Below are 15,641 nucleotides of genomic sequence, written 5' to 3'. Positions count from 1 at the left end.
CCCTGTGGGAGGCGAACAGGGTGCCGCGCCCGTAGGGGGGCGTCGGGGTGCCGTACCGGCGGGGGAAAGGTGGGGTGTCGTGTCCCCGGGAGGCAGGCGGGCCGTCGCGGTGGGAGCCGTGCTGCTCTGTGCGGCGGCGGGCGGAGCCACGGCCGGGCTGCACGGTGCCGACGTGCGGCGCGGGCCCGTTCCCGGGCTGGCGCAGGAGCATGCGCGGGTCGACGCCGAGGTACGGGTGACATCGGACCCCCGGCCGACCCGCCCCGGCGTCCGGGGAAGCCACAGCACCCCGCCCTCCCTCCTCATCGGCGCCGACATCATCGAGGTGGTTGAACCGGGTGGCCACCGCACCCGGGTCCGTACGCCCGTGCTCCTCATGGTCTCGCCCGGGGACGACCGGGCCGAGTGGCAGCGGCTGCTGCCGTCCACCCGGCTCCGCGTCGGCGGCCGTCTCTCACCCCCTGCCCACGCGGGCGAACGCCTGGCCGCCGTCCTGCGGGTGGACACCGGGGGGCCGCCCCGGATCACAGGGCCTCCGACGCGGGTCCAACAGGCGGCCGGGGAACTGCGCTCCGGGCTGCGGGAGGCGACGGACGGGCTCGACGCGGACGCGCGGGCGCTGCTGCCGGGGCTGGTGGTCGGCGACACGTCCAGGGTCCCGCCGGACCTGCACGACGCCTTCAAGGCCACCGATCTGACGCACTTGTTGGCCGTTTCCGGGGCGAACCTGTCAATCTTGCTGTTCCTCCTCATCGGCCCGCCCGGCTCGGCGCTCACCAGTGAACGGCGCGGGCTGGCACCGAAGCTGGGCATCTCCCTGCGGGGGACCGCGTTGATCGGCGGAGCGTTGACGCTCGTGTTCATCGTCGTCTGCCGCCCGGAGCCGAGCGTCCTGCGCGCGGCGGCCTGCGGCCTCATCACCCTCCTCGCGATCGGAACCGGCCGTCGCAGATCCCTGATCCCCGCTCTGGCGGCGGCCGTTGTGCTGCTCGTGCTGTACGACCCCTGGCTGGCCCGGAGCTACGGGTTCCTGCTCTCGGTCCTCGCCACGGGCGCGCTGCTGACCCTCGCGCCGAGGTGGAGCGCGGCGCTGCAACGGCGCCGGGTACCTCCCCGGCTCGCGGAGGTGCTGGCGGCAGCAGCAGCCGCGCAGGCGGTCTGCGCACCCGTCGTGGTGGTCCTGGCCTCACGGGTGAGTCTGGTGGCGATCCCGTGCAACCTGCTGGCGGAGTTCGCGGTGGCGCCCGCGACGGTGCTCGGGTTCCTGGCCCTCGCCGTCGCGCCGGTCGCCCCGCCGGTGGCCGAACTGCTGGCCCGGGTCGCGGGCTGGCCCGTCGGGTGGATCGCCGGGGTGGCCCGCACGGGGGCGGACCTTCCCGGTGCGGAGTTCCCCTGGCCCGGGGGGTGGGCCGGTGCCGCCCTGCTCGCGGCCTTCACCGTCCTGGCGGTGCTCCTCGCCCCTCGGCTGGTGCGCCACCCCTGGGTCTGCTCGGCCGTCGCGCTGCTCCTCGTCCTCGTGGTGCTGCGGCCGGTCCCGCTGACCCGCATCGTGACCGGATGGCCGCCGCCGGGCTGGGCGTTCGCGCTGTGCGACGTCGGACAGGGCGATGCGATGGTGCTCGCGGCCGGGGAGGGGACGGGGGTGGTCGTGGACGCCGGACCCGATCCCCGTGCCGTCGACCGCTGCCTCCGCGATCTCGGTGTCACCCGTGTTCCGCTCGTGATCCTCACCCACTTCCACGCCGACCACGTGCGGGGACTGCCCGGGGTGCTGCGGGGCAGATCCGTGGGCGCCGTCCAGACGACGAGCCTCGACGAGCCGCCCGAGCAGGCTGAGTTCGTCCGGCGTACGGCGGCCTCGGCGCGGGTCCCGACGGTGCGGGCGGTACCCGGCGAGCGGCGCAGGGCCGGTCCGCTCGACTGGCGGGTCGTGTGGCCGAGCGACCGGCCGGGAGCGCGGGGAGGCGCGGTTCAGGGGCCCAACAACTCCAGCGTGACTCTCCACGTACGGGCCGCGGGCGGCCTGACGCTGCTGCTCCTCGGCGACCTGGAACCGCCGGCCCAGCTGCGGTTGCTGCACAGCCCCGCCGGGCTGCCCCGGGTGGACGTCCTCAAGGTGGCCCACCACGGCTCCGCCTTCCAGGACAGGGGGCTGCTGCACAGCGCGCGGCCGAGGCTGGCGCTGATCTCCTGCGGCGCGAACAACCCGTACGGCCACCCGGCGCCCCGGACCGTCGACGCACTCAGGGCCGCCGGTGCGCGGGTCCTGCGTACGGACACCGACGGTGCCATCGCGGTGACGGGCGCGGGCAGGGAGCTGCGGGCGGTGGGGCGTTCGTGAAGGGGCGCGGAGGGGGTGGGCGCGCCGCGGAAGGGGTGGACGTTCAGGCCGGGTGGCCTGCCGGGGTCGGGGCGGGCCGGGTCAGCCAGGTGCCGGAGAGCATCAGGTCGCGGTCGGCCAGCTCGTTCACCTCCCGCCAGGCCCGAACGGTGTGCGGGGTGATGCGCAGGTACACCCACGGGGAGTGCTTCCGCGGGTCCCACGCGAGCTTCGCCGCGAACGCGTCACCGTCGGCGGCGGGCAGGTCCGCTCCTAACACCAGCGGATAGCTCTACTGGTGGGCGGCGGTTACGCCCATCGCGTCCCGCACTTCTTCGCTGCTTTCGGTCATTTCTCGCAGCACCGTTTCCATCGTGGCGACGGACTGCGCGAAGAGCTGCCGGCCGGGCGGGGTGAGCTGAACGTCGAAGCCCCTCCGATCGTTGGGGCACGGCTTGCGCTCGACATAGCCGGCGCTGACCATCTGCGCCAGCAGGCGTGAGACCTGCGGCTGGCTGCGGGTCGCGCGAGAGCTGAGTTCACCCGCCCGGATCCAGTCATCCGTGCGCGCCATCACGTCCATGATCTCGAAGGCGCTGACGCAGAGGCCGTGGCGTTCGGCCAGCGCGCGTTCAGCGGCCTGATTGATCTGCGCACAGGCGCGGGACACGGTCACCCATCGTTCGGTCAGAACTGTTTCTGTCACACCTCTCATCGTAGGTTCGATGCGTGTACTTGTCGATCCATTCGCATGCATGTACCGTGCTCGTCAATCAATGCATTCGCATGGATCTTTTTGCTGAGATGTAGAGGAGACGCGGTGACCGAGCAGACGCTGGCCCCCCAACCTGCCGAGCGGGGCGCGGAGCAATCGCCCACACAGGCCCCCTGGGCCACCCTGGTGGTGGTCGGCGTGGCCCAGCTGATGGTCATGCTGGACTCGACGGTCGTGAACGTGGCGCTCCCCTCGATCGGGACCCAGTTGCCCGCCGATCAGACAGCCCTTCAGTGGACCATCAGCGCGTACGTCCTGATGCTCGGCGGCCTGCTGCTCTTCGGCGGCCGCGTCTCCGACGTCTTCGGCCGCCGCCGTACCTTTCTCGGCGGCCTCTCCGTCTTCGCCGTCTCCTCTGTGCTCTGCGGTATCGCGGGCAACCAGGAGTTGCTCGTCGCAGGCCGCGCCATCCAGGGGGCCGGGGCCGCGCTGCTCTCCGCAGCCGCCTTGTCCATCGTCCTGGCGGTCTACCAGGACGAGGAGCAACGCAAGATCGCGCTGACCGCCTGGAGCGGTCTCGGCGTGATCGGCGCGACCATCGGCGTGGTGCTCGGTGGTCTGATCGTCACGGCGATCAGCTGGCGCTGGGCCTTCCTGATCAACATCCCTGTCTGCATCGCCGCCTTCATCGGCGCCCTGCGCAGCATGCCCGCCCTCAGGACGAACAGCGGTCGCAAGCTGCGACTGCCGTCAGCGATCGTGTCCACCGCCGGAATCGCCGCCCTGTCCTTCGGCCTGATTCGCCTCCACGAGGGATTCGGCGACCGGAACGCCTGGATCAGCATCGGCGCCGCCATGGTGCTGCTTGCGGCGGTGACCTTCATGGAGATCGGCCAGGCTGACCCTCTGCTTCCACTGCACCTGCTGCGCAAGCCCACCTACTGGCTGTCGAGCGTCGGCCTGCTCCTCGTGGCCAGCGTGATGATCAGCAGCTCCTTCCTGGCCAGCATGTACTTCCAGCGGGTCCACGAGATGAGCGCCTTCGCCACCGGTCTCTCGCTGCTCCCCATGGGCCTGGCCGCCCTCGTCGTCGCCCTGGTCGCCCCGTCGCTGGCCGACAACCTGGGCCTGGGCGGCATGTACGTAGTCGGGGCCGCGCTGCAACTGGTCGGCGCGGGCGTCCTGGCGACCGGCACCGACAGCGTCCCGCTGGCCATCGTCGCGCTGGCCGTCATCGGCGCCGGTCTGCCCGCCTGCTTCGTCCCGCTGTTCGGCATCGGTACCTCGCACGTCAAGCTGGAGGAATCCGGCGTCGGATCCGGTCTGCTGAACACCTTCAACGAGACCGGCGCCGCCCTTGGTATGGCCGTCGTCGGCACCATCCTCGCGACCTCGGTCGACAGCCGTCTCAACGGCGGCGGTTCGCTCGTGGACGCGACCACCGCAGGCGTCGGCAACGGCTTCCTGGGGCTGGCCATATGCTCTGCGATCGCCATCGTGATCGCTCTCGTGCTGCGATCGCACACCCGTGCCCCCCAGGGCGCCAGCTGCTGACCCTGCCTCAGGAACCTTTGCCGGGCCCATGGTGCCCGGCAACGGCGTCACAGAGGTTCTGCTCGCCGAGCCACCGACCATAAACGCGCCATCAAAGGCGGACGCGGCGGACGACGTCGAGTGGCTGATGTCGGTCGATTTTCGTAAGTTCGGTGTGTCGGGTGGGTGGATGGGTGAGGGCCTTCTGTTGTGTCGTCTCAATCGTCGTCCACGGTTTCTGGGGGTCTGTTCCTCCGTTGTCGAGGTTGCAGTTGGCGGAGGCTCGGCGAGTTCGTGCGGCCGAGTTGTTCGGGCAGGGCCGCTCGAACGCCGAGGTCGCGGGGACGGTAGGGGTCCATGCCGAGAGTGTGCGGCGGTGGAGACGCGCATGGGAGAGCGGCGGAGCTGAGACGACGCGGCGACGGTCGGCATCCGGTCGCCCGCCGGAGGTGGGCGATGCCCCGGTGGAAGAGGTACGGGCCGCGCTGGAGCGGGGTGCCCAGGCCCACGGCTTCGAGGCCGGTCTGTGGACGTTGGAGCGGGTCGGTGCGGTGGTCGAGCGTGTTACGGGGTGTCCCTCTCGCGGGCCTCGGTGTGGCGACTGCTGACCGGCCGGCTCGGATGGAGCCTGCAACGGCCCGGGCGGCGGGCGGTCGAGCGGGGCGAGTCCGAGATCGCCCGCCTGATCGCGCATGAGTGGCCGCGCATCAAAAGGGGGCCGTGAACACAGGTGCCTGGATCGTGTTTTTCGACGAATCAGGTGTCTCGCTCCTCCCGCAGATCCGCCGCACCTACGCACCCCGGGACCGCACCCCGCTGTTGCGGCACTGCCTGAACTGGAAGCGCGCGTCGATGGCCGGGGCCTCCTCCCTCAAGAAGCGCGACCTCGCCGGTGACCACCTCGCGGACGTCGCCGACGCCACCGAACAAGGCATCCACTGCATCGACACCAAGCCTCAACTGCCGTGGTCGTTCCTCACCCACACCGGCCTGACCATCCCCCACCACCCGCCGAACTCACGAAAAGATCAATAGGTCCTCCGACGGTATCCGCGCCCCGCGCCCCCCGTCCGCGCCCGCACTCGTGCCCGCACCCACACCCACTCCCGCGCCGGTGTCCGCACCCCTGCCCGGAAGGCGCGATCCGTACCGGAGCATCGGGCGCGGCCCCGGGTCCGGGCCTGGCGCGCAAACACTCAAAGGGGACCTTCGCGCACACCTCAGTACGGCTCGTCCCAGCTCCGTACAAGGTCTGCCCAGACCCACCGTTTGCCTCGAACGCCCCAAGGGTGATCGAATGCATGCTCGTCGGCGGGCCGCTGTATCCGACAATGACGTCCACCTGTCAGAGGCCCCGAGGTACGAAGCGCCCCTGGGGGTACGGAGAACATGTTCGGCCGTTGGCTGGGAAACAGGAGTCGGGCGGGTGCGGGGCGGGGTGGGGCCCTGGCCGGATTCCCGGTGCACCGTTCCGCGGGCGTCCTCAGCTGCCGGGTGCTGGACCCGGTCAACGAACCGGTGAGGCAGGCCGAGTTCGTCATCACGGACGGGGCGGGCCGCAAGATCGTGGGCGGTGAGACGGACCCCTTCGGGTCGGTGCTCGCCACGGTTCCGGCGGGTGACTACCGGCTGGCGGTGACGGCCGAGGGCTTCACGCCGTTCCATGGCGCGGCGACGGTGACCGAGGGCGGTCACGCGACGCTCGGCGATGTGACGCTCCAGGTCGCGGCCCCTCCGCAGCTGCCGGAACCGGGGGACTGGGAGGTCGAGCCGAACCACTCGCAGATCGGGTTCACGGCCCGCCATATCGGCCTGGCCCGTATCCACGGCCGGTTCAACACCTTCGCCGGGGCGGTGCGGATCGCCGACCGCATGGAGGACTCGGCCATGCACGTGATCATCGACGCGGCGTCCATCGACACCAACGTGCAGATGCGCGACGACCATCTGCGCTCCGGTGACTTCCTCGACGTCGGACGCTTCCCGACGCTGGAGTTCTACAGCGAGCGCTTCGTCCACCGGGGCGGCTCCCGCTGGGGCGTCACGGGTGCGCTGACCCTGCACGGGGTCAGCCGTACGGTGACGCTGGACACCCAGTACCTCGGCCTCGGCAACGGCCTCCAGGGCGAGACCCGCGCCGCCTGCCGGGCCACCACCGAGCTGCACCGCGAGGACTTCACCCTCACCTGGCAGACCATGCTGGCCCGGGGCATCGCCGCGGTGGGCTCCAGCATCGCCATCGACCTGGACATCCAGATCGTCCCCAAGGGCTGAGGGACCGGCCGGCGCTACGGCTTCTCCAGCCAGCCTTCGTACTCGGCGGCGAACTCGTCCAGCGCCGCCGGGTCCAGCCGCCCGGCCGGGTCCTCCACGACCACCAGCCACTGGGCGTCCTCGGCGTCGTCCTCACCGGCCAGGGCGTCCCGTACGAGCTGGGGTTCCTCGGCGACCCCGAAGCGGTCCGCCAGCTCCTCCGCCACCTCCTCGGCGGCGTCGCGGTCCGGCAGCACCAGTACATGTCTCACGTCCGCATGGCTCACATCGCTCACCCGGTCATTCTCCGGTACGGGGCCGGTGCCCCATGCCCCGGGCGGTCCGGGCGGGCCGCGCCGCCCGGACCGTCGGCCGGGCCCGGGCTGTCAGTGGGGCATGGGATGCTGGATCGCGATGGCCACCAGGAAGAATTCCACCGACGATCCGCTCGCCCCTCTCACGCTCGCCGTGGGTCAGGAGGACCTCCTCCTGGACCGCGCGGTGCAGCAGGTGGTGGCGGCGGCCCGTGCCGCCGACGCCGATACGGACGTCCGTGATCTGACGCCCGACCAGTTGCAGCCCGGCACGCTCGCCGAGCTGACCAGCCCCTCGCTCTTCGCCGAGCGCAAGGTCGTGATCGTGCGCAACGCGCAGGACCTCGCGGCCGACACGGTCAAGGACGTCAAGGCGTATCTCGGTGCTCCGGTCGAGGAGATCACCCTCGTCCTGCTGCACGCGGGCGGGGCCAAGGGCAAGGGGCTCCTGGACGCGGCGCGCAAGGCCGGTGCCCGGGAGGTCGCCTGCCCGAAGACCACCAAGCCGGCCGAGCGGCTCACCTTCGTACGGTCGGAGTTCCGGACCCACGGCCGGTCCGCGACGCCGGAGGCGTGCCAGGCGCTGGTCGACTCCATCGGCAGCGACCTGCGGGAGCTGGCCAGTGCGGTGTCCCAGCTGATCGCGGACGTCGAGGGGACGATCGACGAGGCGGTCGTCGGGCGGTACTACACGGGGCGTGCCGAGGCATCCTCGTTCACCGTCGCCGACCGCGCGGTCGAGGGGCGTGCCGCGGAGGCACTGGAGGCGCTGCGGTGGTCGCTGTCGACCGGGGTCGCGCCCGTCCTGATCACCAGCGCGCTGGCACAGGGGGTCCGGGCCATCGGGAAGCTGTCCTCCGCGCGGGGCGGCCGGCCGGCCGATCTGGCGCGGGAGCTGGGGATGCCGCCGTGGAAGATCGACCGGGTGCGGCAGCAGATGCGGGGGTGGACGCCGGACGGGGTCGCCGTGGCCCTGCGGGCCGTGGCGGCGGCGGACGCGGGGGTGAAGGGCGGGGGGGACGACCCTGAGTACGCCCTGGAGAAGGCCGTCGTCGCTGTGGCGCGGGCCGCGAGGGCCGGGGGGCGGTAGCCCCTCGCGGAGGTGCGCGGCGGTGGGGCCCGCCGCCCTGGGGGCCCTGCGGTCACCGTCACGGTCACCGGTTCCGTCCGCGATCGCCGGACGGGCTGGGGCTGGGACTGGCCGTGCGCGTGCACCGCACCGCGCGGGGTCCCGTCCGAGCGCCGGTTCCGTCCTCAAACGCCGGACGGGCTGGACATGCCCCGGGACAAGCCCGGACGGGCTGGACATGCCCCGGGAATGCCGAAACCCCGGGCTCCGACCTGGGGAGATCGGGGCCCGGGGCCTCGGGTCACACTCTTGGTGCGCCGCACCCGCGTGGCGAACGCAGGTTCGGTGTGCGGCGCGGGGTGCCGGGCAGGGGCGGGAGAGAGGGCCCGCTGGTCCGTTCCGGCGAAGTCACATCAGTGAGCTTCGGGAGGAAGCTCAGCCCTGCAGGGAGGCAACCTTGGACGCCAGCGCCGACTTCTTGTTGGCGGCGGCGTTCTTGTGGATGACACCCTTCGAGACAGCCTTGTCGAGCTGACGGGAAGCGTCGCGGACGGCCGTGGTGGCCTTCTCGACGTCACCGGCAACGACGGCCTCGCGGGCCTTGCGGATCGCGGTCTTGAGCGACGACTTGACGGCCTTGTTGCGCAGGCGCGCCTTCTCGTTGGTCTTGTTCCGCTTGATCTGGGACTTGATGTTCGCCACGAAAGAGCCTTTTCAGGTTCGATTGGATCTACTAGGTGAGCCGCGCCGCTCGTGAGAGCCACGAGGCACAGCTGTCCACGGTAGCAGTCACCCTCCGACCGGCCCAAACCGGTCGCTGTCCCGCAGGCGTGGGACGATGGAGCCTACGTATCGATCCGACCGACGATCCGACCGACCCGACATCGACCCGAGACACGGCGTTCGGCGTCTCAAGAATCAGGACCCTGCGTGCCCGCGACTCCTTCCAACGTGCCCGAGCCGAGCCGTACCGACCCGGCGCTGATCCGCAATTTCTGCATCATCGCGCACATCGACCACGGCAAGTCGACCCTTGCCGACCGGATGCTCCAGCTGACGGGAGTGGTCGACCAGCGGCAGATGCGCGCTCAGTACCTCGACCGGATGGACATCGAGCGCGAGCGCGGCATCACCATCAAGTCCCAGGCGGTCCGGCTGCCCTGGGCGCCCACCACGGGCGAGGACACGGGGACCACCCACATCCTCAACATGATCGACACCCCGGGCCACGTGGACTTCACCTACGAGGTCTCGCGTTCGCTCGCCGCCTGCGAGGGCACCATCCTGCTGGTCGACGCCGCGCAGGGCATCGAGGCCCAGACGCTGGCCAACCTCTACCTGGCGATGGAGAACGACCTCACCATCGTCCCGGTGCTCAACAAGATCGACCTGCCCGCCGCACAGCCGGAGAAGTTCTCCGAGGAGCTGGCCAACCTCATCGGCTGCCAGCCCGAGGACGTGCTGAAGGTCTCCGCCAAGACCGGTGTCGGCGTGGACGCGCTGCTCGACCGGGTCGTACGGGACGTGCCCGCCCCGGTCGGTGTCGCGGACGCCCCCGCCCGCGCGATGATCTTCGACTCGGTCTACGACTCGTACCGGGGTGTCGTCACCTACGTCCGTGTCGTCGACGGCCAGCTCAACAAGCGCGAGCGCATCAGGATGATGTCGACCGGCGCCACCCACGAGCTGCTGGAGATCGGGGTCTCCTCCCCGGAGATGACCCCGGCCGACGGCATCGGCGTGGGCGAGGTCGGCTACATCATCACCGGTGTGAAGGACGTCCGGCAGTCCAAGGTCGGTGACACGATCACCTCCCTCCAGAACGGGGCGACCGAGGCGCTCGGCGGCTACAAGGACCCGAAGCCGATGGTGTTCTCGGGGCTCTACCCGCTGGACGGCTCGGACTACCCGGACCTGCGCGAGGCGCTCGACAAGCTCCAGCTCAACGACGCCGCCCTGGTCTACGAGCCGGAGACCTCCGCCGCGCTCGGCTTCGGTTTCCGCGTCGGCTTCCTCGGCCTGCTCCACCTGGACGTGGTCCGCGAGCGGCTGGAGCGCGAGTTCGGCCTCGACCTGATCGCGACCGCGCCCAACGTGGTCTACCGGGTCGAGATGGAGGACGGCACCGAGCACGTCGTCACCAACCCGAGCGAGTTCCCCGAGGGCAAGATCGACAAGGTGCACGAGCCGGTCGTCCGCGCCACGGTGCTGGCCCCCAGCGAGTTCATCGGCGCGATCATGGAGCTCTGCCAGGGCCGGCGCGGCACCCTGCTCGGCATGGACTACCTCTCCGAGGACCGGGTCGAGATCCGCTACACCCTGCCGCTCGCCGAGATCGTCTTCGACTTCTTCGACCAGCTGAAGTCCAAGACCCGGGGGTACGCCTCCCTCGACTACGAGCCCACCGGTGAGCAGACGGCCAACCTCGTCAAGGTCGACATCCTGCTCCACGGCGACAAGGTGGACGCGTTCTCCGCCGTCACCCACAAGGACAAGGCGTACGCGTACGGCGTCCGGCTCGTCGCCAAGCTGCAGAAGCTCATCCCCCGGCAGAACTTCGAGGTGCCGATCCAGGCGGCCATCGGTGCCCGGGTCATCGCCCGCGAGACGGTCCGCGCCATCCGCAAGGACGTCCTCGCCAAGTGCTACGGCGGTGACATCTCCCGTAAGCGGAAGCTGCTGGAGAAGCAGAAGGAGGGCAAGAAGCGGATGAAGATGGTCGGCAACGTGGAGGTCCCGCAGGACGCCTTCATCTCGGTGCTGTCGACCGACGAGTCCGCCGGGGAGGGCAAGGGCAAGAAGTAGGCCCGTCCCGTGGGGAGGGCAAGGGCAGGAAGCAGCCCCGTCCCGTCCGCCCCCCGGCGACGGTCGGCGCGAGGGCCCTCACACCGCAGTAACGTGCGGTGTGAGGGCCCTTTCGTTATGAAAGCGGCGGCCCGTTGCCTCTTACGTGGTGGCCGAGTGCGCTCTACTCTGATCACCACCTGATGGTTACTCGCCAGTTAAACAACCCGAACAAGCAGGTTGCGCAGCAGGACAGCACAGCACAGCAGCAGCAGTCGCAGGATCAAAGAAGCCGGTCGTAGCAATGCCGCAGGCCCGGAGGACGTCGTGAGCGACACACAGACCTTGATCGATAACCGGCCGCCCTCCGTGGCGGCCCTCTTCATCGACCGCGTGGCGGCGACCCCCGACGGGGAGGCGTACCGCTATCCGGTCCCGTCGGCCTCGGGTACGGGTCCCGACGACTGGAAGTCCCTGAGCTGGGGCCAGGCCGCGGAGCGGGTCTACGCGATCGCCGCCGGGCTGATCGCGCTCGGCGTGCAGCCGGAGGAACGGGTCGCCCTCTCCTCCGCCACCCGGGTGGAGTGGATTCTCATCGACCTCGGCGTGATGTGCGCGGGCGCCGCGACCACCACGGTCTACCCCTCGACGAACGCCGAGGAGTCCGCGTTCATCCTCGCCGACTCCGAGAGCCGCGTCCTCATCGCGGAGGACGCCGAGCAGCTGGCCAAGGCCCGTGAGCGCCGCACCGAGCTGCCGGACCTCGCCCATGTCGTCGTGATCGACCCGACCGGCGTCGAGCCCGCCGAGGGCGACCCCGAGGGCTGGATCATCTCCCTCGCCGACCTGGAGGCCCGGGGCAACGAGCTCCTGGCCAAGACCCCGGACGCGGTCACCGAGCGGGTCTCCGCCATCACCGCCGACCAGCTCGCCACCCTCATCTACACCTCGGGCACCACCGGCCGCCCCAAGGGCGTACGGCTGCCGCACGACAACTGGTCGTACATGGCCAAGGCCACCGTGGCGACCGGCCTGATCACCGCCGAGGACGTGCAGTACCTCTGGCTGCCGCTCGCCCACGTCTTCGGCAAGGTCCTCACCTCGGGCCAGATCGAGGTCGGCCACGTCACCGCGATCGACGGCCGCATCGACAAGATCATCGAGAACCTGCCGGTCGTCCAGCCGACCTACATGGCGGCCGTCCCCCGGATCTTCGAGAAGGTCTACAACGGGGTCGCCTCCAAGGCCCGCGCGGGCGGCGGTGCCAAGTACAAGATCTTCCAGTGGGCGGCCGAGGTCGGCCGTGAGTACGCCAAGGTCTCCCAGGACAACTTCCGGCGCACCGGCAAGGCGTCCGTGCCCTTCGCGCTCGGCGCCAAGCACAAGGTCGCCGACACCCTCGTCTTCTCCAAGATCCGCGACGCCTTCGGCGGCCGGCTGCGCGCCTGCATCTCCGGCTCCGCCGCCCTCGCCCCCGACATCGGCTACTTCTTCGCGGGCGCCGGCGTCCACATCCTGGAGGGCTACGGCCTCACCGAGAGCAGCGCCGCCTCCTTCGTCAACCCGGGCGAGGCATACCGCACCGGCACCGTCGGCAAGCCGCTCCCCGGCACCGAGGTGCGCATCGCGGACGACGGCGAGATCCTGCTGCGCGGCCCCGGCATCATGGAGGGCTACCACAAGCTGCCCGACAAGACCGAGGAGGTCCTGGAGTCGGACGGCTGGTTCCACACCGGGGACATCGGCGAGCTGTCGGCCGACGGCTATCTCCGCATCACCGACCGCAAGAAGGACCTGATCAAGACGTCGGGCGGCAAGTACGTCGCCCCGGCCGAGGTCGAGGGCCAGTTCAAGGCGGTCTGCCCGTTCGTCTCCAACATCCTGGTGCACGGCGCGGACCGTAACTTCTGCACCGCCCTCATCGCCCTTGACGGCCCCACCATCCTGAACTGGGCCGCCGAAAACGGCCTCGAGGGCAAGGAGTACGCGGAGGTGGTCGCCGCCCCGCAGACCGTCGAGCTCATCGACGGGTACGTACAGCGCCTCAACGAGGGGCTCCAGCGCTGGCAGACCATCAAGAAGTTCCGCCTCCTGCCGCGCGACCTGGACGTCGAGCACGGTGAGCTGACCCCGAGCCTCAAGCTGAAGCGGCCGGTCGTCGAGCGGGAGTACCAGGGGCTGATCGACGAGATGTACGCGGGCTCGCGCGAGGCGTAGCACGAGCAGCGTCGGGAGAACCGGCGTACGCGGGCGGGGCGCCCGGACACATCGGTGTCCGGGCGCCCCGCCCGTCGTCGCGCCCCTCCGGGCGGCCGGGCTCCAGGCGGCCGCGCCTCTGGGGCAGCCGTGCCGCCTCCGGGCGACCGCGCCTCCGAGGCACCGTAGCTCCGAGGCAGCCGTAGCTCCGGGGGACGCCTCCCCTGGTGCCACCTGGCGATGGGGCCACCCGGCGATGGACGCCACCCGGCGATGGGTGTTTCCCCCGGCGATTCCGGGCGTTCTTCCCGACGCGCTTCCCGATGCGTTGCGTTCGAATCTGCTCGATTTTCTGCCCACTTCGGTAACTCGGCGCTTATGAGCGCGTCCGGTCTGTCACTCTGTCGGTGTCGTCGGACCCGTAGGAGCCGCACCGTGGGGCCCATTCCCTTGCAGCGGGACACCGTGCAGCGTCCCGGCACCGCCACCGGTGCCGGGCGCTCGCCCGGCCCGCGCCCGGCCAGCCGCACCAGCCTGCCCGGGATACCGCTCGCCCCGTCCGCCGCCCGCCGGTTCGTACGGGCCGCGCTCGCGGAGTGGACCGGGCTCGGGGTGCCCGCCGCCGTGGGCTTCAGCGACCGGCTCGCCGACGACGCCGTGACCGTCACCAACGAGCTGGTCACCAACGCCGTCGTGCACGCCGGGACCACGGTCGACCTGGTCCTGAGGCTGGAGGAGGAGGGCGGCGACGAGCCGTCCGCCGCCCTCGTCCTGGAGGTCACCGACCACCACCCGGCCCGCCCGGTGGGCGCCGACGAGCCCGGGGCGGCGGCCGGGGACCCGGCCCGTACGGAGACCGAGGCACCCGTCGGTCTCCCCGACCCCGCCGAGTACGGCCGGGGCCTCCAGCTCGTCGCCACCCTCGCCGAGTCCTGGGGCATCACCTACCGCACCGGCCTCAAGACCGTCTGGGCCCGCCTCCCCGTCGACGACTGGAGCGACCCGCCCGCCCCGCCCGACCGGGACGCCCTCCGGCGCGGCCTGCGCGCCGCCGAGATCCTCGCCCCCGCCGCCCGGCGCACCGAGCGCGACGACACCGTCTGGGACAGCCGGGGTGCTCCGGCCTTCCTCGCCGAGGCGTCCGACCTGCTCGCCGGGCAGCTGGACGAGGACCTGGTGGCCGCCATAGCGGGCCAGCTGCTGGTGCCCCGCCTCGCCGACTGGTGCGCGATCTGGCTGGAGGCCGAGGGCGGCGGACCGGGCGCCGAACCCCGGCTCGCCCGGGTCTGGCACAGCGACGAGACCGGTACGGAGCCCCTGCGCACGGCCCTGGAGCGGGAGCCGCTCCGCCTCCCGGCGGGCGTCGGCTCCGGTCCCGTACCCGTCCCCGTGCCGTGGCCCGCGCACCCCGCCGGGGAGGCTCCGCACCCCGGCGGCCGCGACGGCGCCGCCCTCGCCTTCCGGATCACGGCGGCGGGCCGGGCGCTCGGGACCGTGCTCGTCGGCCGGGAGGGCGTCGCCCGGGTCCCGGAAGCCGTCGCCTCGCTCATCGAGGACTTCGTCCGCCGCCTCGGCCTCGCCGTCGGCGCCGCCCGCGCCTACACCCGGCAGGCCACCATCAGCCGCATCCTCCAGCGCGGCCTGCTCCCCAGCAAGGTCGCGGAGATCCCCGGCGTCACCAGCTCCCTCGTCTACGAACCGAGCGACGACGGCGTGGTCGGCGGCGACTTCTACGACATCTTCCCCTGCCCCGGCGACCGCTGGTGCTTCGTCCTCGGTGACGTCCAGGGCTCCGGCCCCGAGGCCGCCGTCGTCACCGGCCTCGCCCGCCCCTGGCTCCGGCTGCTCTCCCGCGAGGGCTTCGGCGTCGGCGAGGTGCTGGACCGGCTCAACCGGCTGCTGCTCGACGACGCCATGGAGGCCGCCGAGGCCGCCGCCCTGATGGTCGCCGCCGCCGGGGGCCAGCAGCTGCACGACGGCTCGCAGTCGCGGTTCCTCTCCCTGCTGTACGGGGAGGTCGTGCCGCTCCCCGGCGGGGGCGTCCGCTGCACGGTGGCCAGCGCGGGCCACCCGCTGCCGCTGCTGCTGTGCCCCGACGGCTCCGTACGCCCGGCCGCCGAGCCGCAGGTGCTCCTCGGAGTGGTGGAGGACGTGGCGTACGAGAGCCAGACCTTCGACCTGGCGCCCGGGGACACCCTGCTCTGCGTCACCGACGGGGTGACCGAGCGGCGGTCGGGCCCGCTGATGTTCGACGACGGGGACGGGCTGGCCCGGGTCCTCGCCGGATGCGCCGGGCTGCCCGCCGACGCCACGGCGGACCGCATCCGGCGGGCGGTCCACGAGTTCGCCGAGCGGCCCCCGGACGACGACGTGGCGCTGCTGGTCCTGCACGCGGACTGACGCCCGGACCGACGCCCGCACCGGCACGCGGACCGAAACGTCTCCGGGGCGAGCGAC

General features: G+C 71.6%; 11 protein-coding genes and 2 pseudogenes. 9 read left to right on the top strand and 4 right to left on the bottom strand.

The window, feature by feature from the left end; all coding sequences use genetic code 11:
- Positions 1 to 79: 79 nt before the first annotated feature.
- Positions 80 to 2,341 (top strand): hypothetical protein, encoded by a 2,262-nt coding sequence (locus tag B7C62_09480; protein ARF72473.1) that lies wholly within the window; start codon positions 80 to 82, stop codon positions 2,339 to 2,341.
- Between the two features lie 43 nt (positions 2,342 to 2,384).
- Here B7C62_09480 and B7C62_09475 read toward each other — a convergent pair.
- Together B7C62_09475 and B7C62_09470 are read right to left on the bottom strand one after the other, a co-directional pair.
- Positions 2,385 to 2,594, bottom strand: a pseudogene (locus B7C62_09475) (hypothetical protein).
- Between the two features lie 18 nt (positions 2,595 to 2,612).
- Positions 2,613 to 3,077 carry a hypothetical protein gene (locus B7C62_09470; protein ID ARF72472.1) on the bottom strand — a complete coding sequence of 155 codons (465 nt, stop codon included), beginning with the start codon at positions 3,075 to 3,077 and terminating at the stop codon, positions 2,613 to 2,615.
- On the opposite strand from B7C62_09470, the gene B7C62_09465 reads away from it, so the two are divergent.
- From B7C62_09465 to B7C62_09450, 4 genes and pseudogenes are all read left to right on the top strand, one after another.
- The gene (locus B7C62_09465; protein ARF72471.1) at positions 3,072 to 4,589 is read left to right on the top strand and encodes an MFS transporter; all 1,518 of its coding nucleotides are present in this window, start codon (positions 3,072 to 3,074) and stop codon (positions 4,587 to 4,589) included. The genes B7C62_09470 and B7C62_09465 overlap by 6 nt on opposite strands.
- 236 nt (positions 4,590 to 4,825) lie before the next feature.
- A pseudogene (locus tag B7C62_09460) lies at positions 4,826 to 5,292 on the top strand (transposase).
- On the top strand, positions 5,289 to 5,603 hold the full coding sequence (locus tag B7C62_09455) for a hypothetical protein (protein ID ARF72470.1): 315 nt from the start codon (positions 5,289 to 5,291) through the stop codon (positions 5,601 to 5,603). Before B7C62_09460 ends, B7C62_09455 begins: the two are co-directional and overlap by 4 nt.
- Positions 5,604 to 5,957: 354 nt before the next feature.
- Positions 5,958 to 6,842, top strand: coding sequence for a hypothetical protein (locus B7C62_09450; protein ID ARF72469.1), 885 nt, complete (start codon positions 5,958 to 5,960; stop codon positions 6,840 to 6,842).
- Between the two features lie 14 nt (positions 6,843 to 6,856).
- Here the strand turns inward: B7C62_09450 and B7C62_09445 are convergent, their stop codons facing one another.
- Positions 6,857 to 7,078, bottom strand: a complete 222-nt coding sequence (locus tag B7C62_09445; GenBank protein ID ARF77072.1) for a hypothetical protein — start codon at positions 7,076 to 7,078, stop codon at positions 6,857 to 6,859.
- A 157-nt stretch (positions 7,079 to 7,235) separates the two neighbouring features.
- Here B7C62_09445 and B7C62_09440 point away from each other — a divergent pair, with 157 nt between their 5' ends.
- The gene (locus B7C62_09440; protein ID ARF77071.1) at positions 7,236 to 8,225 is read left to right on the top strand and encodes a DNA polymerase III subunit delta; all 990 of its coding nucleotides are present in this window, start codon (positions 7,236 to 7,238) and stop codon (positions 8,223 to 8,225) included.
- 414 nt (positions 8,226 to 8,639) lie between these two features.
- Here the strand turns inward: B7C62_09440 and B7C62_09435 are convergent, their stop codons facing one another.
- Positions 8,640 to 8,906, bottom strand: a complete 267-nt coding sequence (locus B7C62_09435) for a 30S ribosomal protein S20 (protein ARF72468.1) — start codon at positions 8,904 to 8,906, stop codon at positions 8,640 to 8,642.
- Between the two features lie 228 nt (positions 8,907 to 9,134).
- On the opposite strand from B7C62_09435, the gene B7C62_09430 reads away from it, so the two are divergent.
- The 3 genes from B7C62_09430 to B7C62_09420 all read left to right on the top strand — a co-directional run bounded on the left by B7C62_09430 (position 9,135) and on the right by B7C62_09420 (position 15,584).
- Complete coding sequence (locus B7C62_09430) at positions 9,135 to 11,009, top strand: elongation factor 4 (protein ARF72467.1); 1,875 nt, start codon at positions 9,135 to 9,137, stop codon at positions 11,007 to 11,009.
- A 306-nt stretch (positions 11,010 to 11,315) separates the two neighbouring features.
- Positions 11,316 to 13,205, top strand: a complete 1,890-nt coding sequence (locus tag B7C62_09425; GenBank protein ARF72466.1) for a long-chain fatty acid--CoA ligase — start codon at positions 11,316 to 11,318, stop codon at positions 13,203 to 13,205.
- Between the two features lie 414 nt (positions 13,206 to 13,619).
- Positions 13,620 to 15,584 (top strand): protein phosphatase, encoded by a 1,965-nt coding sequence (locus B7C62_09420; protein ID ARF72465.1) that lies wholly within the window; start codon positions 13,620 to 13,622, stop codon positions 15,582 to 15,584.
- The last annotated feature ends 57 nt before the right edge of the window (positions 15,585 to 15,641 follow it).

The sequence above is a fragment of the Kitasatospora albolonga genome (assembly GCA_002082585.1).
In the GTDB taxonomy this organism is placed as follows: domain Bacteria; phylum Actinomycetota; class Actinomycetes; order Streptomycetales; family Streptomycetaceae; genus Streptomyces; species Streptomyces stephensoniae.
Note: the sequence above shows the minus strand (reverse complement) of the source record. Positions and strands in the feature narration are given on the sequence as shown.

Bases quoted from the DNA above. Each gene is read 5' to 3' on its own strand.
- B7C62_09470 (ARF72472.1), bottom strand. From the start codon at position 3,077: ATGCATGCGAATGGATCGACAAGTACACGCATCGAACCTACGATGAGA.
- B7C62_09465 (ARF72471.1), top strand. From the start codon at position 3,072: ATGCATGTACCGTGCTCGTCAATCAATGCATTCGCATGGATCTTTTTG.
- B7C62_09450 (ARF72469.1), top strand. From the start codon at position 5,958: ATGTTCGGCCGTTGGCTGGGAAACAGGAGTCGGGCGGGTGCGGGGCGG.
- B7C62_09440 (ARF77071.1), top strand. From the start codon at position 7,236: ATGGCCACCAGGAAGAATTCCACCGACGATCCGCTCGCCCCTCTCACG.